This window comes from Stenotrophomonas sp. Br8, from assembly GCF_014763005.1.
In the GTDB taxonomy this organism is placed as follows: Bacteria; Pseudomonadota; Gammaproteobacteria; order Xanthomonadales; family Xanthomonadaceae; genus Stenotrophomonas; species Stenotrophomonas lactitubi.
Map to the genome: position 1 here is coordinate 22,969 of NZ_JACGTN010000007.1, position 20,048 is coordinate 43,016.

19 protein-coding genes are annotated in these 20,048 nt (G+C 68.0%); 16 read left to right on the plus strand and 3 right to left on the minus strand.

The features are described 5' to 3' along the window. Positions 1-100: 100 nt before the first annotated feature. Positions 101-2,896 (minus strand): glycoside hydrolase family 3 C-terminal domain-containing protein, encoded by a 2,796-nt coding sequence (locus H3005_RS06625; protein WP_191077822.1) that lies wholly within the window; start codon positions 2,894-2,896, stop codon positions 101-103. Between the two features lie 336 nt (positions 2,897-3,232). Here H3005_RS06625 and H3005_RS06630 point away from each other — a divergent pair, with 336 nt between their 5' ends. Both H3005_RS06630 and H3005_RS06635 read left to right on the plus strand, forming a co-directional pair. Then, positions 3,233-3,667 (plus strand): glyoxalase, encoded by a 435-nt coding sequence (locus tag H3005_RS06630; RefSeq protein ID WP_100552795.1) that lies wholly within the window; start codon positions 3,233-3,235, stop codon positions 3,665-3,667. Between the two features lie 86 nt (positions 3,668-3,753). Next, the gene (locus H3005_RS06635) at positions 3,754-4,458 is read left to right on the plus strand and encodes an AraC family transcriptional regulator (RefSeq protein ID WP_100552796.1); all 705 of its coding nucleotides are present in this window, start codon (positions 3,754-3,756) and stop codon (positions 4,456-4,458) included. A gap of 8 nt (positions 4,459-4,466) precedes the next feature. Here the strand turns inward: H3005_RS06635 and H3005_RS06640 are convergent, their stop codons facing one another. After that, the gene (locus H3005_RS06640) at positions 4,467-5,345 is read right to left on the minus strand and encodes a sterol desaturase family protein (protein WP_223880105.1); all 879 of its coding nucleotides are present in this window, start codon (positions 5,343-5,345) and stop codon (positions 4,467-4,469) included. A 107-nt stretch (positions 5,346-5,452) separates the two neighbouring features. On the opposite strand from H3005_RS06640, the gene H3005_RS06645 reads away from it, so the two are divergent. From H3005_RS06645 to H3005_RS06675, 7 genes are all read left to right on the plus strand, one after another. Further along, entirely contained in the window at positions 5,453-6,403 is a 951-nt protein-coding gene (locus H3005_RS06645; RefSeq protein ID WP_191077824.1) for a LysR family transcriptional regulator, read from the plus strand. Positions 6,404-6,495: 92 nt separating this feature from the next. Then, the gene (locus tag H3005_RS06650) at positions 6,496-7,146 is read left to right on the plus strand and encodes a DsbA family protein (protein WP_100552798.1); all 651 of its coding nucleotides are present in this window, start codon (positions 6,496-6,498) and stop codon (positions 7,144-7,146) included. A 36-nt stretch (positions 7,147-7,182) separates the two neighbouring features. After that, positions 7,183-8,190: a cyclase family protein gene (locus H3005_RS06655; RefSeq protein ID WP_089235963.1), complete on the plus strand. Its 1,008-nt coding sequence runs from the start codon at positions 7,183-7,185 to the stop codon at positions 8,188-8,190. Between the two features lie 315 nt (positions 8,191-8,505). Beyond that, positions 8,506-9,120: a translesion DNA synthesis-associated protein ImuA gene (gene imuA, locus H3005_RS06660; protein WP_089235964.1), complete on the plus strand. Its 615-nt coding sequence runs from the start codon at positions 8,506-8,508 to the stop codon at positions 9,118-9,120. 9 nt (positions 9,121-9,129) lie between these two features. Further along, positions 9,130-10,539, plus strand: a complete 1,410-nt coding sequence (locus H3005_RS06665; protein ID WP_191077825.1) for a DNA polymerase Y family protein — start codon at positions 9,130-9,132, stop codon at positions 10,537-10,539. A 5-nt stretch (positions 10,540-10,544) separates the two neighbouring features. Next, positions 10,545-13,655 (plus strand): error-prone DNA polymerase, encoded by a 3,111-nt coding sequence (locus H3005_RS06670; protein WP_191077826.1) that lies wholly within the window; start codon positions 10,545-10,547, stop codon positions 13,653-13,655. 82 nt (positions 13,656-13,737) lie between these two features. Then, positions 13,738-14,244 carry a hypothetical protein gene (locus H3005_RS06675; protein WP_100552801.1) on the plus strand — a complete coding sequence of 169 codons (507 nt, stop codon included), beginning with the start codon at positions 13,738-13,740 and terminating at the stop codon, positions 14,242-14,244. 6 nt (positions 14,245-14,250) lie between these two features. On the opposite strand, the gene ptsJ is transcribed toward H3005_RS06675, so the two are convergent. Beyond that, positions 14,251-15,534 carry a transcriptional regulator PtsJ gene (gene ptsJ / locus H3005_RS06680; RefSeq protein ID WP_191077827.1) on the minus strand — a complete coding sequence of 428 codons (1,284 nt, stop codon included), beginning with the start codon at positions 15,532-15,534 and terminating at the stop codon, positions 14,251-14,253. A gap of 75 nt (positions 15,535-15,609) precedes the next feature. On the opposite strand from ptsJ, the gene H3005_RS06685 reads away from it, so the two are divergent. The 7 genes from H3005_RS06685 (at position 15,610) to H3005_RS06715 (ending at position 20,022) form a co-directional block, all read left to right on the plus strand. Beyond that, on the plus strand, positions 15,610-16,383 hold the full coding sequence (locus tag H3005_RS06685; protein ID WP_099821507.1) for a YggS family pyridoxal phosphate-dependent enzyme: 774 nt from the start codon (positions 15,610-15,612) through the stop codon (positions 16,381-16,383). Then, positions 16,380-17,093, plus strand: a complete 714-nt coding sequence (locus H3005_RS06690) for a glutamine amidotransferase (protein ID WP_191077828.1) — start codon at positions 16,380-16,382, stop codon at positions 17,091-17,093. The genes H3005_RS06685 and H3005_RS06690 overlap by 4 nt, the downstream gene beginning before the upstream one ends. Then, a complete protein-coding gene (locus H3005_RS06695) occupies positions 17,078-17,302 on the plus strand; it encodes a hypothetical protein (RefSeq protein WP_032975245.1) in 225 nt (74 codons plus the stop codon). The genes H3005_RS06690 and H3005_RS06695 overlap by 16 nt, the downstream gene beginning before the upstream one ends. A 68-nt stretch (positions 17,303-17,370) precedes the next feature. Then, positions 17,371-17,898 carry a hypothetical protein gene (locus H3005_RS06700; protein ID WP_100552804.1) on the plus strand — a complete coding sequence of 176 codons (528 nt, stop codon included), beginning with the start codon at positions 17,371-17,373 and terminating at the stop codon, positions 17,896-17,898. Next, entirely contained in the window at positions 17,895-18,434 is a 540-nt protein-coding gene (locus H3005_RS06705; RefSeq protein ID WP_100552805.1) for a hypothetical protein, read from the plus strand. Before H3005_RS06700 ends, H3005_RS06705 begins: the two co-directional genes overlap by 4 nt. A 158-nt stretch (positions 18,435-18,592) precedes the next feature. Then, positions 18,593-19,102: an RNA polymerase sigma factor gene (locus tag H3005_RS06710; RefSeq protein ID WP_165377443.1), complete on the plus strand. Its 510-nt coding sequence runs from the start codon at positions 18,593-18,595 to the stop codon at positions 19,100-19,102. Then, complete coding sequence (locus H3005_RS06715) at positions 19,099-20,022, plus strand: FecR domain-containing protein (protein ID WP_191077829.1); 924 nt, start codon at positions 19,099-19,101, stop codon at positions 20,020-20,022. Before H3005_RS06710 ends, H3005_RS06715 begins: the two co-directional genes overlap by 4 nt. The last annotated feature ends 26 nt before the right edge of the window (positions 20,023-20,048 follow it).

The window sequence follows — 20,048 nt, forward strand, 5'->3', positions numbered from 1 at the left end:
GGATTAAGTCGTTTGTGGCATAAACGACTTAATCCCCTCCGTCCCCTTTTTTCACGGCCCCTTGCGGGGCCGTGTCTTCAAGCATCAACAACCCGCCGTATCAGCGCAGCACCTGCTCCACCAGCTGCACGTCCACCGTCTGCAGCGGCTCGCTGGCGTTGCGCGACAGCTGCGCCTGGTAGGTGCCGCCCTCGATCTTCCACTGGCGGGCCTGTGCATCGTAATGGGCCAGGGTCTTCGGCTCGGCTTCGATGCGGATGCGGCGCTGCTCGCCCGGCTGCAGCTCGACCTTGTCGTAGCCGATCAGGCGGATCGGCGTGGTGCTGCCGGCCGGCAGCTTCAGGTACAGCTGGGCGACATCTGCACCCGCGCGCTTGCCGGTGTTGCGGATGTCGACGCTGGCGACCAGACGCGAGCCTTCCACGCTCACCTTCAGGTTTTCATAGGCGAACGAGGTGTAGGACAGGCCGTGGCCGAACGCGAAGGTCGGGGTCAGGCCCTTGGCTGCCATCCACTTGTAGCCGACGTTTGCACCTTCGATATCGAAATCGAACACATCGCCGAACGGCTTGGCCGGCTTGAAGCCGAGGCCATCGATGTGCGGGCGCGGCAGCTGCGATTCGTCCACCACCCAGGTCACCGGCAGGCGGCCGGACGGATTGGCCTGGCCGGTCAGCAGTGCGGCAATGCCTTCACCGCCACGGATGCCCGGGTACCAGGCCTGCAGCACCGCCGGTACCTGCGCCAGCCACGGCGTGCGCACCGGGCCATTGGTCTCCAGCACCAGTACGGTCTTCGGGTTGGCCTTGGCCACCGCCGAAATCAGCGCATCCTGGTTGTCCGGCAACTGCATGTCCGGCAGGTCCACCGATTCGGCGGCCCACTGGGTAGCAAACACGATGGCCACATCCGCCTGTGCGGCAGCCTTGGCCGCAGCGGCAGCATTGGTGCCGTCCACATAGGTGATGGTGGCATCCGGACGCGCGGCACGCAGCGATTCCAACGGCGAAGACGGGTGGAAGATCACCGGGCCCGGCCAGGTGGTCGGCAGCACGCCCGGCACCGCGTTGGTGCCCTTGGCAGTGACGCCCACCATCGACGAACCACCGCCACCGATCACGCCCTTGTCGGCATGGCCACCGATGATGACGATGCGCTTGGCGCTGTCGGCCAGCGGCAGCAGGCTGCCTTCATTGCGCAGCAGCACGCTGCCTTCTTCCACCGTGCGCTGGGCCACGGCGAAACCGGCCTCGGCGTCGACCTTCTGGTGCTGCGGCGGGTTGTCGAAGTTGCCGTGCAGGAACATCGTGCGCAGGATGCGCGCCACCATGTCGTTCAGGCGCACCTGCGGCACTACGCCGCCGTGCACGGCCAGACGCAGCGGCTCATCGAAGAACACCGCCGCATCGAACACTTCACCGGCCGACTGCTGGTCCAGCCCGGCCAGCGCCGCCTTCGAACCGCTGTGCACACCACCCCAGTCGGACATCACGAAACCGGGGAATTTCCACTCCTGCTTCAGCACCTGGTTCATCAGGTAGCCGTTCTCGCAGCCGTAGGTGCCATTGATCTTGTTGTAGGAACACATCGCAACGCCCGGACGACCGGCTTCCAGCGCGATCTCGAACGCCAGCAGGTCCGATTCGTGCATAGCCTGTTCGCCGATGCGCACGTCGTGGAAGTTGCGGCGGGTCTCCATGTCGTTCAGCGCGAAGTGCTTCATCGAGGAGATCACGTGCTGGCTCTGCACGCCCTGGATCAGCGCACCGACCATCGAACCGGCCAGCAGCGGGTCTTCACCGGCGTATTCGAAGTTGCGGCCGTTGCGCGGGTCACGCTGCAGGTTGACGCTGCCGGACAGCAGGATGTTGAAGCGCTGCTGCCAGGCTTCGCGGCCCATCGTTGCGCCGCCGGCAAAGGCAACACCCCGGTTCCAGGTGGACGCCGTGGACGGGCCCGACGGCATCGCCGTGGCGAAATCACCCGGGCGGATACCACCCGGATTGGTCACGCCCACGCCGGCGTCGGCCGACTGCTGCGACGGAATGCCCAGGCGCGCCACGCCCGGCACGAAACCGGCCGAACCCACCGCGCCTTCCGGCAGCTTGCCGCCATCCTTGCCCAGCCCGAAGTAGCTGTGCAGCATCTGGAACTTCTCGTCCTCGGTCATCGCCTTCAGCAGCAGCGCAGCGCGCGCATCAGCGGTGAGCGTGGTGTCCATCCACGGCTGCTCGCCGCCCTTGTCGGCGGCATAAGCCAGCGTCAACAGGGTCGCGCGCAGCGTGCTGCCTTCCACCTTGAACGGCGCACTGCTGGCAGCCTGGAAACCATCGCTGAAATAGCTGGCATCGGCTTCCAGGGCCACGCGTGCCGGGTCGAAGCCGGCGGCCTTGGCCGATTCACCGGCCACCGCACCGAGCAGCACCGCCGGCGCGCCGAGCCGCGAACGCGACACCAACGCCGGCAACTGCGTGGCTCCAGCGCCAGCGTCGGTATAGACCGCCACCGCATGGCGGCCGTCATCCAGACGCAGATAGTTCAGGCCCGGCTGGTCCGGGCCGGATTCGGCGGCGATCGGCAGCCTGGTCAACACGGCCTGGCCCTGCTGGGTCTGGCCATCGTCCTTGCCGGCGGCGATGAAGCGGTACTGGTAGCCCAGGCCATCGGCCAGCAGCTGCAGCGGGTCGACCTGGCCGATGCCGCGCTGTACCTGGCGAACGCTGACCGCGTCCACCTGCAGGGTCTTCAACTGGGCAGCCAGGGCCGGCATCGCGTCCGCTGTCGGCGCCTGCTCCAGGGTCAGCACGGTGAAGGCGGCGGAGTCGGCCCAGGCCGGGGTGGCCAGTACGGCAGACAGGGCCAGGGACAGGGCGAGCGGCTTTGTAAACGTTTTCATCGGCGGGCGTAATTCCGTTGCCAAGGCAATCGGTCCAGGGAAAGTGCCGCCGAAGGGTGCAGCGTCATGCCGCGTATGCGTTGCCGGGCAACGCCTTGCAGGCCAGAGGACGGGCCGGTCTGCGCGCGGGACCCTCCTCCCGTGCGTGACAACCTGCCTGTCCGGGCCGCGCAGGGCGACCCATCATGTGAAGAGTGTGCGAGGGCGTTCATCGCTGTCAACAGGACCTAAGTCACAGGCGCCACCTGCACGATGGTTATCAGCCCATCACCGGCGGTCATCAGCGGGCCGCGCGAGGCTGCCGATAATGGATCTCCCCGGCGACGAATCGAGCCCATGACCGTACATCGCGACTTCGACCATCTCTGGCGCGACCGCTGTGACACCTCCAGCCAGCGCAGCCCGCGCGTGCTGATCCGGGTATTCGTCGCCCCCGGCGAGCTGGAACGCAGCGTGGCCTTCTACGAGCAGCTGCAGGGTGTGGTCGCCGATGCCGGCTTTCCGTTTCCCGAGGCGGGCCTGCGGCTGGCGATGGTCGGTGCGTTCCTGCTGATCGAAGGCTGCGACGAGGCACTGGCGCCCTTCACTTCGACAACGGGCACGTTGCTGGTCGACGACGTTCGGCCGTATCACGACAAGCTGGTGGCCGCTGGCGCCGAGATCATCTTCCCGCTGCAGGTAGTGCCCACCGGTGCGGCGTTCAATGCGGTGCATCCCGATGGCACCGTCGTCGAGTACGTGCACCATCGGCCGGACCCGCAGGGGCGCTGAGGTGGCGCGCCCCACCTCAGTAGATCCACGCCATGCGTGGATGCCTTGCACCCGGAGACATGCGGCACCATGACCGCCATCCACGCATGGCGTGGATCTACAATGCGACCATGCCCCACAACGCTCTACCCTGGAATGGCACCCTGCTGCTGGATGCACACGTTGCCGTGCTGCAGGGCCACGCCGGTGACAGCGCTGCGCATGCGCACTACGCCCATCAACTGCTGCTGAGCGAAGGCGCGCCCTGGCAGATCGAGATCGATGGCGCGCGGCAGCAGGGCCAGCGGTTATGGCTGACCTCCTTCCAGCCACACGCGATCCTGTCGGCTCCCACTGACGGCTGCACGGTGTTCCTCGAACCGGCGCATGCCGACCTCGATCAGATCCAGCAGCACCTTCAGTCGTTGCCAGGCAATGCCGCGCAGCTGCACGAATGGCTGCCACGGCTGAGCCGACCGCAGCCCCTGGACCGTCGCGTGCAGGCGGCGCTGGCCCGCATCACCCAGCACCTGCCCGGCCCGGTGCCGGCCGCCGATATCGCCGAGGCCGCGCATCTGTCGACCAGCCAGCTGCATCGGCGCTTCCAGTCCGACTTGGCCGTGACCCTGCGCGGCTGGGTGCTGTGGCAACGGCTGCGCAGCGCACTGGCGCATCATCTGCGCGGGCACAGCCTGACCGACAGCGCGCATGCCGCCGGTTTCGCCGACCTGCCCCACCTCTCGCGCAGCCTGCGCCGCATGTTCGGCATCGGCGCCGCGCAACTGCAGGGCCTGCAGCTGCACGCGGCCTGACGCACCGGTCAACCGCGCCTGCGCAGCCCCTCCGGCAGCTCCGGCACATCGCCATGCGGCAGCTCGCGGAAGGGCGCCAGCAGTTGTGCGGAATACGCCTGCGGATAGTCCGGCTGGCTGCCAATACCCAGATCACGCTGCCCCAGCCGATAGCCCGGCGCATCGAACGCCGTTCCCAGCAGTTGGTCCCACACGGTCAGGAACAAACCGAAATTGACGTCGCCCGCAGTGCCATAGCGGATGTGGTGGAAACGATGCAGCGGCGCCCATGCCATCACCCTGCCCAGCACACTCGGGCGCATGTCCACGTTGGAATGCTGCAGCAGCAACTGGATCGCAATGGCAAACGCCAACACTGCGGCCACCGGCATCGGCATTCCCAGCAACAGCAGCGGCAATACGCCACCCACTGCTTCGGCGGCCTGGTGCAGCGGGTGTTTCATCAATCCATTGAAACCGTACATGCGGGTCACGCTGTGATGCACCGCATGCAGCCGCCACAACCAGCCGATGCGATGGCTGGCGTAGTGGACCAGGGTGATGCCAAGGTCAGCCGCGATGATCGCCACCAGCACCTGCAGCGCGAATGGCCACTGCATCGGCCAGATGTGCCAGGGCACGATCGCCGCCAGCAGCGGCACCGTGGCGATCGACAGCAGGTTCAGGCTTTCATTGACCAGCGCATGCAGCGTGTCACGCACACGGTCGCCATGGTCGTGGTTGAACGCCGGGTCGTAGGGCCACATCCGCTCGGCAGCGAACGAGACTGCGATGGCGACAGCCAGCAAGGCAAGCAGCCACAACGGGTCACCGTGATGGTGACCGACCCATACGATGGCGGCAGTGACAAAACCCAGCAGGAACAAGGGGGCATACAGGCGGAGCATCCAGTGCTTCATGGGCAACCCGGGAAGTGAGGGGCCTGCATGTTGGCGGGGCGTACAGACGGTCGGCTTGAACAAACGGCGCAACACCTCGCGTCGTCCATCCACGCATGGCGTGGATCTACAATGGCGGCCTCATCGCGGCCGGGACCGGCATGGACTCCTTCACCTTGATGCGTGCCTTCCGCCGCATCGTCGAACGCGGCAGCCTGGCCCGCGCCGCCGAAGACCTGGGCCTGTCGCCAGCAGGGCTGAGCAAGCAGCTGCGCACGCTGGAAACGCACCTGGGCGTGGTGCTGCTGCAGCGGACCACCCGCCGCATGAGCCTGACCGAAACCGGCCATGCCTATTACCGCGAATGCTGCCGCCTGCTCGATGAGCTGGACGCCCTGGAGCGCGGCATCGCCCAGCAGCGCGGTGAAGTGAGCGGACGCCTGCGCGTCAATGCACCGCAGTCGTTCGCGCTGAGCACGCTGTCGCCGCTGCTGCCACGTTTCCTGCAGCAGCATCCGCAGCTTGCGCTCGACCTGGTGATGGAAGACCGGCTGCTCGATGCGGTCGGCGAAGGCTTCGATGTCTCCCTGCGCATCCGCGCCGAGCTGGAAGATTCGCGGCTGGTCGCACGCCGCCTGGCGTCGCTGCAGCAGGTGCTGTGCGCGGCGCCGTCCTATCTGCAGCACCATCCGGCACCGCAGGTGGTGGAGGAACTGCAGGCCCACAGCGTGCTCGGCTACAGCCTGTCCGATTCACCCGGCAGCTGGCCGCTGCTCGGCCCCGATGGCCAGGTCACGGTGACCCTGCCGACACGGGTCACCGCCAACAACAGCCTGTTGCTGCGTGACCTGCTGGTCGCCGGCGTCGGTATCGGTGCGCTGCCCTCGTTCCTGGCCGCACCGGCACTGGCCAGCGGCGAGCTGCAGCAGGTGCTGCCCGACCATCGCTATCCACCGCGGTTCGTCTACGCGGTCTACCCCACCGCGCGCCACCTGCAACCGAAGGTACGCGCCTTCATCGATTTCCTGCACGCCGAGCTTCCCGCCTGCGCCGGCCTGGATTCGTAACCGCCAGCGAAAACTGAGCTGCCCGCCGCGTGCTGTTTCGGCCCGGCGGCGCTGCCTACTCTGCCGCCTCCCCTCTCACGGACGGCAGGCCGATGATCGCCTCTCCTTCACTGACCACCACTGCACCGGTGGTCGATTTCTTCCATGACGTGGTCTGCGGTTGGTGCTTCGTGCTGGCCCCGCGCCTGCAGCAGGTCTCGGCCGAACTCGGCATCCAGGTCCGCCACCGCAGCTTCGTGCTGCAGGACTCGCGCGAACAGATGATCGAGGTGTTCGGCTCGATGCCGCGCGCCAAGGCCATCATCCTGCGTCACTGGGCCGACTGCGCCGCGCATGAAGACAGCGCGCGCATCGACATCGAAGGCATGCGTGCCCAGGACTTCGAGTACCCCTCCGGCTGGCTCGGCGCGCTGGCCTGCCAGGCCGCCGGCATGCTCGGCGGCAACGACGCGCACGGCTCGATGTTCGATGCCGTGCAGTGGGCACACCTGCACCAGCACCGCAACATCGGCAATGCCGAAGTGCTGCTGGACATCGCCGAACACCTGGGTCATCGGCGTGGCGTCTTCGCCGACCGGATGCGCAGCGATGAGGTGCGCCAGCGCGTGCAGGCCGACCGCGCTGAAGCTGCCGCGCTCGGCATCCGCTCCATTCCCACCGTCATCACCGGCCACGGTCTGCGCCTGCAGACCCTGCCGCTGCCGCAACTGCGCCAGGCCCTGGCGCCGCTGGTCGCGGCCTGAGCCGCACCGTTTCCCCACCCTGCAAGGAGATTTCCCATGACCCCACGTACCCTGGGCACCGCCCTGGCCCTGCTGCTGGCCGGCGCCGCCGTCAGCATTCCCGTATCCGCACACGAACGCGTTCCTTCCGGCCAGCAGGTCGGCACCAGCCCCTGGGGGCCGAAGGACGAGATCGGCCGCCTCAACCTGATCACCGAGGCCTCGCGCGCGGCGATCCTGTCGCGGGTCAGCGGCGGCAAGGCCTACGATCTGGCTACCGAGTACTACGTCGGCATGCCCAGCTGGCAGGATGCCGGCGACCCGCACTACCAGTTCTGGATGACCCACACCCCGCGCGGCACAGTGATGGACGACCCGATGGGCGTGGGCGAGACGATGAACCTCACCCGCAGCTACACCGGTACCGCGTTCTCGATGTACAGCCACACCGGTACCCACATCGATGCGCTGAACCACTTCGGCATCCATGGAAAGATCTGGAATGGCTTCGAGGCCGACAAGCACCTCGGCGACCGCGGCTGGAACGTCACCGGCATCGAGAAGTTCCCGCCGCTGATCGCCCGTGGCGTGCTGATCGACGTGGCCGGCGCCAAGGGCATGGACATGCTGCCGGACAGCTACCGCGTCACCCGCCAGGACCTGAAGGATGCGCTGGCGCGCCAGCACGTGCAGTTGCAGCAGGGCGACATCGTGCTGATCCGCACCGGTCGCATGCGCCTGTTCGAACAGCCCAGGGCCTACATGGCCAACCCGCCGGGCATGGGCCTGGATGCGGCGCGTTTCCTGGTCGAGGACAGCGGCGCGATGATCGTCGGCGCCGACAACCTCAGCTTCGAGACCTTCCCTTCCGAAGTGTCGGACGACTACGTGCCGCTGCACACCTACCTGCTGGCGCAGCAGGGCGCGCCGATCATCGAACTGGTGGCGCTGGATGAACTGGCCCGCGACAAGGTCTACGAGTTCGCCTTCATCGGTGGCCCGCTGAAGATCCGCGGTGGCGACGCCGCCCCGCTGCGCCCGGTGGCCCTGCCGGTCCGCCCGTGACCCGATAGCGCCGGGCCAGGATCCGGCGGTGCCGACCTTGGTCGGTACCGCATTTCCCCCATCCACGCATGGCGTGGATCTACTGTGGCCAGGCCCCCATTCCCCAGTAGATCCACGCCATGCGTGGATGCCTTACCTCCTTCAGCAAGCTGAAACCTCACCCCCCGATTTCATTAGTAATATTACTCACAAGCCGAGTAGCATGTCCGGTCTCAGCCCCTGATACCGGCCTGTCGATACTCGTTCCATGCCTGCCGTTTCCGCCCACTCCTGTCGCTTCCTGCCAGCCCGGCGCCTCTCTCAGAGGACCGGCTGATGGGCGCCGTCGTCGCCCTCGACCGCCTGCTGGACGGCCGCCAGGTCTGGCGCGGGCCGGCACGCCAGGGCCAGGCCAGCGACCATCTGGCCAGTGGCCACCCGGCGCTGGACGCGCGCCTGCCCGGCGGTGGCTGGCCGGCCAGCGGGCTGTGCGAAGTGCTGCAGGCCGCTCCCGGGGTCGGCGAACTGGCCCTGGTCTGGCCGGCGCTGGCGAAACTGAGCCAGCGCGAACGGCCGATCGTGCTGGTCGCCCCGCCCTACCGCCCGCATGCCCCGGCATGGGCCGCCGCCGGGCTCGACCTGGCCCAGCTGCAGATCATCCACGCCGCACCGAAGCAGGCCCTGTGGGCGACCGAGCAGTGCCTGCGCTCTGCTGCCTGCGCCGCCGTGCTGTGCTGGCCGCAGCAGGCCGACGATCGCGCCCTGCGTCGCCTGCAGGTTGCTGCCGACAGCGGCCAGTGCCTGGGTTTCGTGTTCCGCGAGGCCCGCGCCGCCCGCAACCCCTCCCCGGCCAGCCTGCGCCTGCAGCTCGACCACGGCCAGGTGCGGGTGTTGAAGTGCCGCGGCGGGCTGCCACCGGCGCAGCCGTTGCCGCTGGCCATCGCCCACTGAGGCCGCGCCATGCACTGGGCCTGCCTGTTGTTGCCGCAGCTGGCGCTGGACAGCGTGCTGCGCCTGCAGCCCGATCCGCAGCGGCCGCTGGTGCTGCTGCAGGGGTCGGCGCAGCGTCGTGTGCTGCGTGCGGTCAGCCCTGCCGCGCGGGCAGCGGGGCTGCGCCCGGGCATGCTGCTGTCGGCCGCGCAGGTGCTGGTGCAGGACCTGCAGCTGCACGACTACGATCCCAGCGCCGAACAGCACACCCGGCAGTTGCTGGCCAGCTGGCTGTATGCCACCAGTTCGCTGGTCAGCCTCGATTTTCCGCATGCGCTGGTGCTGGAGATCGGTGCCAGCCGTGCCCTGTTCGGCGATTGGCTGACGATCGAACAACGCCTGCGCCACGGCCTGCACGAACTGGGCTTCCGCCATCGCCTGGTCGCCGCCCCCAACCCGCATGCCGCGCGCGTGCTGGCCAATGTGCACGATGGCCTTGGCATCGATGCGCAGCAACTGCCCGCCGCACTGGCGCAGCTGCCACTGGCACGTAGTGGCCTGCCCGTTGATGCGGTGACCGTACTGGCACGCTCCGGCCTGCGCACGCTGGGCGCGGCCTTCGATCTGCCACGCGAAAGCCTGGCCCGCCGCTTCGCCCCCGAGGTGCTGCAGCAGCTGGATGCCGTGCGCGGCCTGGGCAGCGCGCCGTTGCGCTATTACCAGCCGCCGGACCGGTTCGATGCGCGCATCGAATTCGAATACGAGATCGAATCCAGCCAGGCCCTGCTGTTCCCGCTGCGGCGCCTGCTGCTGGACCTGGCCGCGTTCCTGTGTTCGCGCGATGGCGGCGTGCAGCGTTTCGACCTCCATTTCGAACACGACCTGCTGCCGGCCAGCGTACTGACCATCGGCCTGCTGGCCCCCGAACGTGATGCGGCGCTGCTGTTCGAGATCGCGCGCAACCGCATGGAAGCCTTCGCCCTGCCCGCCGGCAGCCGTGCGTTGCGCCTGCAGGCCGAGCAGCTGCCGCCGTTCGTGCCGGCCGCACGCGATCTGTTCGACACGCGCCCGGCGCAGGCAATGCCATGGACGCAGCTGCGCGAGCGCCTGCGTGCCCGCCTTGGCGATGACGCCGTGCAGCCACTGGCCGTGCAGGCCGACCACCGCCCTGAACGTGCCAGCGGCACCCAACCGCCGGCCAAGCCACCTGCCTGGTGGCCGCTGCGCCCCGGCTGGCTGCTGGATACGCCGCAGCCGCTGCGCGATCCGCGCCTGCGTATCGTCGCCGGGCCGGAGCGGATCGAATCGGGCTGGTGGGACCAGGCTGATGCGCGCCGCGACTATTACGTGGTGGAAACCGCGCAGGGCCAGCGTGGTTGGGCCTTCCGCACGCGCAATGATCCGCATGCACCGTGGATGCTGCACGGCTGGTTCGGCTGATCCCCATGCACACCGACCTGCCCGGGTACGCCGAGCTGCATTGCCTGTCGGCCTTCAGTTTCCAGCGTGGCGCCTCCATCGCCGAGGAGCTGTTCGCACGCGCTGCCGGACAGGGCTATCGCGCACTGGCGATCACCGACGAATGCTCGTTGGCCGGCATCGTGCGTGCCTGGCAGGCGGCGAAGACACACGGCGTGGCACTGATCGTCGGCGCCGAATTCCAGGTCGAGGACGGGCCGAAACTGGCCCTGCTGTGCACCGACCAGGCGGCCTATGCCGGGCTGTGCCAGCTGATCACCACCTGCCGTCGGCGGGCGGCCAAGGGCGAATACCGCTGCCTGCGCGAGGATCTGCATGAGCTCCCCGAGGGCCTGCTGTGCCTGTGGCTGGACCGGCAACCGGCGGCCACCGAACTGGAACTGCTGCGCCGTTGTTTTCCGCAGCGCCTGTGGCTGGCGGTGGAGCTGCATCACGAACACGACGACACGCGCCGGCTGCAGCAGTTGCAGGCTTTCGGCGAACGCCACCAGCTGCCACTGGTCGCCAGTGGTGACGTGCACATGCACGTGCGCCGGCGCCGCGCCCTGCAGGACACGCTGACTGCGATCCGCCACCGCTGCAGCGTGGCCGAGGCCGGCTGGCGGCTGTTTGCCAATGGCGAGCGCCATCTGCGCCCACGCACCGCACTGGCCCAGCTGTATCCACCCGAACTGCTGGCTGAAACCCTGCGCATCGCCGAACGCTGCCACTTCACCCTGGACCAGCTGAAATACACCTACCCGCGCGAACTGGTACCCGAAGGCCACGACCCGGACAGCTGGCTGCGCGTGCTGGTCGAGCGCGGCATTCCGTGGCGTTGGAAGAAGGGCATCGAGCCAGCCCAGCGCAAGCAGATCGAGCACGAACTGGCGCTGATCAAGCAGAAGCAGTACGCCTCCTATTTCCTCACCGTGCAGGACATCGTGCGCTTTGCCCGCAGCCAGGACATCCTCTGCCAGGGCCGTGGCTCGGCTGCCAATTCGGCGGTGTGTTTCGTGCTGGGCGTGACCGAGATCGACCCGGCGCGCAGCAACCTGCTGTTCGAGCGCTTCATTTCCGCAGAGCGTGATGAACCACCGGACATCGACATCGACTTCGAGCACGAGCGCCGCGAGGAAGTGCTGCAGTACGTGTTCAACCGCTATGGCCGCGAGCGTGCCGCGTTGACTGCGGTGGCGATCAGCTACCGTGGGCGCAGCGCGATCCGCGATGTCGCCCGTGCGCTGGGCCTGCCGATGGACCAGGTCAACGAGCTGGGTGCGGCAATGGATCATTGGGGCGGCAACATCCCACTGCCGGAAACCCTGCGCGAGCGCGGCTTCGATCCGGAAACACCGTTGATGCGACGGCTGCTGGCATTGACCGCCGAGCTGATCGATTTCCCGCGCCACCTGTCGCAGCATCCGGGTGGCTTCGTGATTTCCGAACACCCGCTGTCGACGCTGGTGCCGGTGGAGAACGCGGCGATGGCCGACCGCACCGTCATCCAGTGGGACAAGGACGACCTGGACGCCACCGGCCTGATGAAGGTCGACTGCCTGGCACTGGGCATGCTCACCGCCATCCGCAAATGCCTGGCGATGCTGCAGCAGCACGGCCTGCACAGCGGGCGCATGGATGCGATCCCCGATGAAGACGGCCCGACCTACGACATGATCTGCGCCGCCGACACCATCGGCGTGTTCCAGATCGAATCGCGCGCACAGATGGCGATGCTGCCGCGCATGCAGCCACGCGAGTTCTATGATCTGGTGATCGAAGTAGCAATCGTGCGCCCCGGCCCGATCCAGGGCGACATGGTCCATCCTTACCTTGAGCGGCGGCGGATCCTGCGCGAACAAGGCCCGGATGCGTTGAACGACCCGGACAACCCGCTGTATCCAGCGCGACTGGAACGCGTGTTCGCGCGCACTCTGGGCGTGCCCTTGTTCCAGGAACAGGTGATGCAGCTGGCGGTGGATGCGGCCAACTACACCGCCGGTGAAGCCGATGCCCTGCGCCGTTCGATGGCCGCCTGGAAGCGTCGTGGCGGCCTGGAGCCTCATCGCGAAAAGCTGCTGACCGGCATGCTGAAAAATGGTTTCAGCCTTGAATACGGCGAGCACCTGTTCGAGCAGATCAAGGGTTTCGGCGATTACGGATTTCCCGAAAGCCACGCCGCCAGCTTCGCCCTGCTCACCTATGCCAGCTGCTGGCTGAAGTGCCATCATCCGGCCGCGTTCGCCGCCAGCCTGATCAACAGCCAACCGCTGGGCTTCTACAGCCCCGACCAGCTGCTGCAGGATGCGCGCCGGCATGGCATCACCGTACTGCCGGTGGACGTGCGCCACAGTGATTGGGACTGCACGCTGGACTTCAGCAAAGGCGCGGCGGCAATCCGCCTCGGCCTGCGCCTGGTCGATGGCTGCAGCGAACCGGCCGCGCAGGCCATCATGCGCGAACGCGCGCGGCGCCCATTCGACGATGTCGGCGATCTCTGCCAGCGCACCGCACTGGATCGCCGCCAGCAGGGCCTGCTTGCCGATGCCGGCGCCCTGCGCGGTCTCAGCGGCCATCGCCACCGTGCACGCTGGGATATTTCCGGCGTGGAGAACCGCCTGCCGTTGTTCGACCAGGCCCGCGCCACCGCCGAAGCACGCGTGGCCCTGCCCCTGCCCAGCGCCTGGGAAGACATGCAGGCCGATTACCGCAGCACCGGCACCACCCTCGGCCGCCATCCGATGTCATTCCTGCGCGCGCAGCTGCGAACCCGTGGCTGCCTGGATGCCGTGCAGCTGGCCAACCACGGCCATGGCCGGCGCGTACGCATCGCCGGCCTGGTACGCATGCGCCAGCGCCCGCAGACCGCCAGCGGCGTCACCTTCCTTACCCTGGAAGATGAAACCGGCATGGTCAACGCCGTGGTCTGGCGACATCTGGCCGACCGCCAGCACCACATCCTGGTAGACACGCAGCTGATGCAGATCGATGGCCGACTGGAACGCGTGGATGGCGTGCAGCATGTGATCGTGCAGCGCATGCACTGCCTGGACGAACTGCTGCAGGGACTGCGCAGCCACAGCCGCGACTTCCATTGACGATACACATCGTCACACAACGAACTGGCCACGATCGACCGGATTCCGCTATCGTCGGCCACGTCCAAGGAAGGAATACACAATGGCTCGTGCCCTGACCCTGACCACCCTGGTGGTCGCCACACTCGCGTTGCTCGTTTCCGGCTGGACCGCCTGGAACCTGCATCGCAGCCAGTCACCGCAACGCGTGATCGAAGCGCGCGGCCTGATCATCCACGATGCCAGTGGCCAGCCACGGGTGATCCTCGGTGCACCGGTCCCCGATCCCCTCAGCCAGGGCCGCCCGCAGGGGCCGCGTGCCACCGCCTTGTCCGGCGTGATCCTGCTCGGCCCCGATGGTTCCGAGCGCGGTGGCTATGGCACCAGCGACCGGGGTGGCGAAGCGATGCTGACCCTTGACGATGCCACCGGCACCACCGAAGTCTTCAAAGTGGTCGCCAACCCGGACCGCGGTGCCAGCCTGATGGTCAAGCACCAGAACAACACCGGCGCCATGCTGAGTTCCTGGCAGGGCAAGCCGGAACTGGTGTTCCTCGACGACAGCGGCCAGTCCTACTACGTGCGCCCCGGCGCCAGCGCCGCGCCCTGAGCACGCTCAGCGCATCACCGCCGCCAGGTCATCAGCCAATCGCCGTTGCTGCGGCGGGCCGAGTGCCGCACAGGTGATGCGCAGCCCATGCGCCGGTGCAGACACGGCAAAGACTTCACCCCCGCGCACATGCCAGCCACGCGCGGCCAGCGCCAGCACCTGTGGCGTGCTGTCGGCCGGCAGTGGCAGCCACAGATTCAAACCTTCCATCGGCATGGGTGTCGGCAGCCCACGCGCCTGCAGCAGCGCCTGCAGAGCCTGCAGCCGTTGCTGGTAGCGTTCACCGGCCGCAGCGACCTTCGCTCGTTGCTGCGCCGACTCCAGCACCGCACTGACCGCATCCTGCAACAGATGGCTGACCCAGCCGGTGCCCGCCGCCAAGCGCAGGCGAAGGCGTGCCGCGGTCTGCCCATCACAGGCCAACCAGGCCACGCGCAGGTCCGGGCCCAATGCCTTGGACAACGAACGCAGCAGCGCCCAACGCCGACCGTCCATCGGCAGCACCGAGTGATAGCTCTGTTGCGAGAGCAGCGCGTAGTGATCGTCGATCAGCACCGCGACCTGCGGATAGCCGGCCAGCAACTGGCGCAGCGCACGCGCACGCTTCGCATCCAGGCTGGCACCGGTGGGATTGTGTGCGCGCGGGGTCAGCAGCACCGCACGTGCACCCGCATCCAACGCCTGCCGCAGTGATTCCACCTGCATGCCGTGCGCATCCACCGCCACCGGCAACGGCGCGTGCCCGGCCGCACCGAGGACATTGAGGCTGCCCAGGAAACAGGGATCCTCCACTGCAATGCGGTCCCCCGGCAGCAGCCACGCCGACAACAGGCGCTCGATGCCATCGACCGCGCCATGGGTCAGTTCCAGCGCATAGCCCGGCGGGCAATCGGCATCCAGCGAGGCCCGTGCCAGGTGCTGCATGCGTGGATCGACCGTCTCCACCCCATACAGGCGCGAGGCCGTGGCAGCTACGCGCAGGCTGGGCAGGCAGCGCGGATCCGGATTACCACCGGCCAGATCATGCAGGGCCAGCCCTGGCGCACTGCCCTCGCGTGCCATCGTCGCCGGCAGGCCGCGCACCACGGTGCCGCGACGCCCCGCCGTACTGGCCAGGCCCGCCGCATCCAGCCGCTTGTAGGCGGCGGCCACGGTATTGCGGTTGACCCCCAGCTGATCGGCCAGGTCCCGCACCGGCGGCAGCACGCTGCCCGCCGCCAGATGGCCACTGCCGATGCCCTCGCGGATGCTGTCGAAGATCGCTTCGGCGCTGCTCCCGGTGATTTTCATTTTGTCCTATGCCAAACTATCTCTTGTCCTGTGCCAGTGTATCCCACCCTGGCCACCCCGCACCGGAGGTGCCCCATGTCCCTCGCCCCCGCCGACTGGCCCGTCGCCCAGTCCGTCGAACAGATCGCCGCCAACCTGGCCACCGTGCGCCAGCGCATCGCCAGCGCCTGTGCCCGCGCCGGACGTGATCCGGCCAGCGTGCGCCTGCTGCCGGTCAGCAAGACCGTCGATGAAGCGCGCATCCGCATGGCCGTAGCCGCCGGTTGCCACGAACTGGGCGAAAACAAGGTGCAGGAGGCGCAGCGCAAGGCCGAGGCCATGGCCGACCTTGGCGTGCACTGGTCGGTCATCGGCCACCTGCAGACCAACAAGGCCCGCTACGTCGCACGCTTCGCCAGCGAGTTCCAGGCGCTGGACAGCCTGCGCGTGGCCGAGGCGCTGCAGCAGCGGCTGCTGCTGGAGGACCGCACGCTGGATGTGTTCGTACAGGTCAACACTTCGGCCGAGCCCAGCAAATACGGCCTGGAGCCGGCCGCGGTGGCCGACTTCGTGCAGCAGCTGCCCGCCTTCGACCGCCTGCGCGTGCGTGGCCTGATGACCCTGGCCATCTTCACCCCCGAAGTGGAACGGGTACGCGCCTGCTTCGTGCGCCTGCGCGAGCTGCGCGACCAGCTGCAGCAGACGGCGCCGGCTGGACTCGACCTGTCGCAGCTGTCGATGGGCATGTCCGGTGATTTTGAAGTCGCCATCGAGGAAGGCGCCACCGTCGTCCGTGTCGGCCAAGCGATCTTCGGTGCACGCTCCACGCCCGACAGCTTCTACTGGCCCACCCCGGGAGCACCCGCATGAAGCGCGCCGTTGCCCTGCAGCACGTAGCGTTTGAAGATCTTGGCACCCTGCACCCGCTGCTGCTCGCGCAAGGGTGGCAGGTGCAGGTCCTGCAGGCAGGCGTGGATGCACTCGATGCCGCCGAAGATGCCGATCTGCTGGTGGTACTGGGTGGCCCGATCAGCGTCAACGATGGAGCTGCCTATCCGTTCCTCGCCGACGGCATCGCGCTGCTGCAGCGTCGCCTGCAGCAGCAGCGACCGACGCTCGGCATCTGTCTCGGCGCCCAGTTGATGGCGCGCGCACTGCACGCCGACGTCGCCCCCACCGGTGGCAAGGAAATTGGTTTCGCACCGCTGCTGCTCACCGACGAAGGCCAGCGCTCGCCACTGCAGGCATTGCAGGGCATCCCGGTGCTGCACTGGCATGGCGAAGCCTTCGAACTGCCGGTCGGCGCACGCCGCCTCGCCAGCACGCCCGCCTGTCGCCACCAGGCCTTCGCCATCGGCCACCACGCCCTCGCCCTGCAATGCCATCCCGAACTGGACGCGCGCCAGTTCGAGCGCTGGCTGATCGGCCATGCGCTGGAACTGGCCGCGGCCGGCATCGATCCCATCGACCTGCGCGCGCAGGCCCGTCGCTATGGCGGGCCGCTGGCAGCCGCGGCGACCGCGATGTTCCATCAGTGGCTGCACGACCTGCCGGAGACCCGCCCATGCACTACCGCCTGACCATCCAGCACAACGGCATCCATTGGGGCCATGTCGACTGCGACGGTCCCAACGCGCTGCAACGCATCGATGCCATCGCCGCGCGCCTGCCCGCCGCCGAAGGCTTCACCCTGCAACGGCAGAAGGGCATCGGCGAGGAGCGCATCCTCTCCAGCACCGCCGATGGCCTGCGCGTGCTGGCCGCGCAGATCCAGTACCGCGATCTCTGACCATCGCGCCGGGTGCCGGCCAGCGGTCGGCACTACCCGGCTACCCACTCCCGTGCGAAGCTTCACGCATGTTGAAACTGTCACGCGGCACCATCGACGGCCTGCGCATTGCCCCACGCTGGCCCGCGTCACAGGTCATCGTCGAGGCCGAGGTTCTGCAACGCCTGCTCGATGCGCAGGCACGGCTGCCGTCCACCCTGCGCCTGCTGGTCACCCGCGGCTTCGAATGCAGCCAGGGACAGCTGGGCGGCTTCCGGCGCGTGGTCCGGCGGCTGGGCATCGCCATGTTCCGCTGCTGCTATCGGCATCGCCATGATGAGATCGACGCCATTTTCGGCGCCAATGGCCACGACCTGGACGGGCGTCATGTGGATGTCTCGCTGGTCCTGCACGGCCAGCGCCTGCGCCTGCTTCCGCTGGGCGTGTTCACTCCACTGCGCTGGCAGCAGCGCCGCGTCAGCCGCCATGCCGACGCCGTTGCAGCGGCCAAGGACGCACTGCAGCAGTCCGGCTTCGATCTGCACCCCAACGCCACGGAGAGCCTGCAGATCCACTGCGACTACCGCGGCACCACGCTGGCGGAACCGTCGCATTGATCGACGTTCCCCGCGCACTGCAGGCAACCTGCACCGACCTTCAGCAACGGCTGGGCCGGATCGACAACCTGTCGGGCAGTGGTGAACGCAGCCTCATCATCGCAGGAGAGCTGCTGAGGTTCCCCTATCGTATCTACGCCGACGCCACGGACCTGTTCCGGCTCGCATCCCAACTGCAGGGCGATACGCGCGCCCTCTGCCTCTGCCTGCTCTCGCGTCACTGCGACGGACATGTACGGCAACGTGCGATCGAGACGCTGGGGCCCTCACCGATGGCCTGGGTGCATGCCTTCCAGCTGACCTTGCTGGGGGAGTACGTGGACGAGATCGCATCGGCCGTGGCGATCCAGGCGCAACAGACCGGCCTGCAGCGCTATGCCGCGCTCATCGGCGAGAACCGCGCCTTCGTCGCCCTCTGCCGACAACGCGCCGCCAGCTACTGGGATGCTTACTACCGCGCCCGCTACTCCAGCCTGCGCCTGTTCCCGGCCCACAGACTGCTGCTGCAGATGGCATACGCCGCGCGCTCGCCGTAGCACTCTCTGCACCCGCCAGCGCACATCCGCTCGGCACCGCAGCAAGACAGGCACACCCCGCCCCCACCTCTAGATGCAAATGATTCTTTTTTACTGTAAGGTAATGCCGCTGCCCTTGCCGCCGCGGGCTGTTCCCTTCCCCAGCCTTCGCCCGCCCCGTGCCCACGCCTGTCGAATCGACGGATGTCGCGCAGCTGTGCGCCGCCCATTACCGGCCGCTGCACGCCCACGTCCGTCGCAAACTCCCACAACGCAGTGACGCCGATGATGTCGTCCAGGAAACCTGGCTGCGTGTCGTCAAAGTCGCCGCCAGCGGCCTGCTCAGCAATGGCCGCGCCTACCTGTATCGCGTTGCCCACAACCTGATCGCAGACCACTATCGCCTGATCCAGCGGCGTCGCGAAGAGGCCTTGGACGACGCGCAGCTGCAGGCCATCGCCGATCCCGCCCCGTTGCCCGAGCAATGCCTGCTCGATGCCGAACAACTGCGTCACCTCGACGCGATCATCGCCGCCCTGCCGCCGCGCTCGCGCGAGGTGTTCCTGCTGGCGCGCGTCGAACAGCTCAGCCTGGCCGACATCGGCCGCCAGCTCGGCATCAGCCGGCAGACCGCGCATGGCCATCTGCTGCGCGCGCTGGTGGCCCTGCAGCAGGTGCCGACCGCATGAGCCAGGATCCGATTGCCCGCGAGGCAGCGCGCTGGTGGCTGCATGCGCACGACGAACAGCGCGACGAAGCTGCCTTCACCCAGTGGTACGAGGCCGATCCACGCCACGCGGCGCAGTACCAGCACCTGTTGCGGCTGTGGCAGGCCGGTGCAGCACTGCCAAGCCTGCAACGGCAACAGCAGCGTCGCCAGCGCCGGCGCCTGCGCGAAGCCGGCATCGCCGTGCTGCTGCTGTGTGCGCTCGGCCTCTACACCCGGCACAACGCCCTCCCGCCGGAACAGACACTGCGCACGGCATCAGGCGAAATCGAAGAGGTGCGCCTGCAGGACGGTTCTCGCCTGCAGCTCTCGCCGGACAGCGAACTGGGCGTGCGCATCGATGCCAACCGGCGTGCGTTGCAGCTGCGGCACGGCCAGGCCTGGTTCCAGGTCGCACCTGATCGCGACCGTCCGTTCCAGGTGCATACGCCGCACGGTACGGTCACGGCGGTGGGTACTGCCTTCGATATCGCGGTCAACGGCGATGCCAGCGTAGTGACCGTCACCGAACACCAGGTGCGCGTGGACAGTGGCTCGGGCAGCAGCGAAGCGGCCGCCGGCCAGCAGCTGCGCTTCGATGGCACGGCGCCCTCGGCCGCGCTTGCAGCAGCCCCGGCGCAGCTGGCATGGCGCGAACGCCGGCTGGCCTGGGTCTCCGCGCCGCTGGCTGACGTTGTCCAGGATCTGGATCGCTGGCACGGCGGCCACACCTGGATCGCCGGCGACGCACTGCGGCGGCAGCCGGTCACGGTGCTGGCCGACGCGGATACGGCCGCGCGCAGCCGCGACCAGCTGGCCGCCGAACTGCACGTGCGCGTTGTCCGTATCGGCCCCAACCTGCAGGTGTGGCTGCCGGCGAAGGCATCGTCCGATGCACGCTGAACGCATCGACCCTGACATCCGGGCCG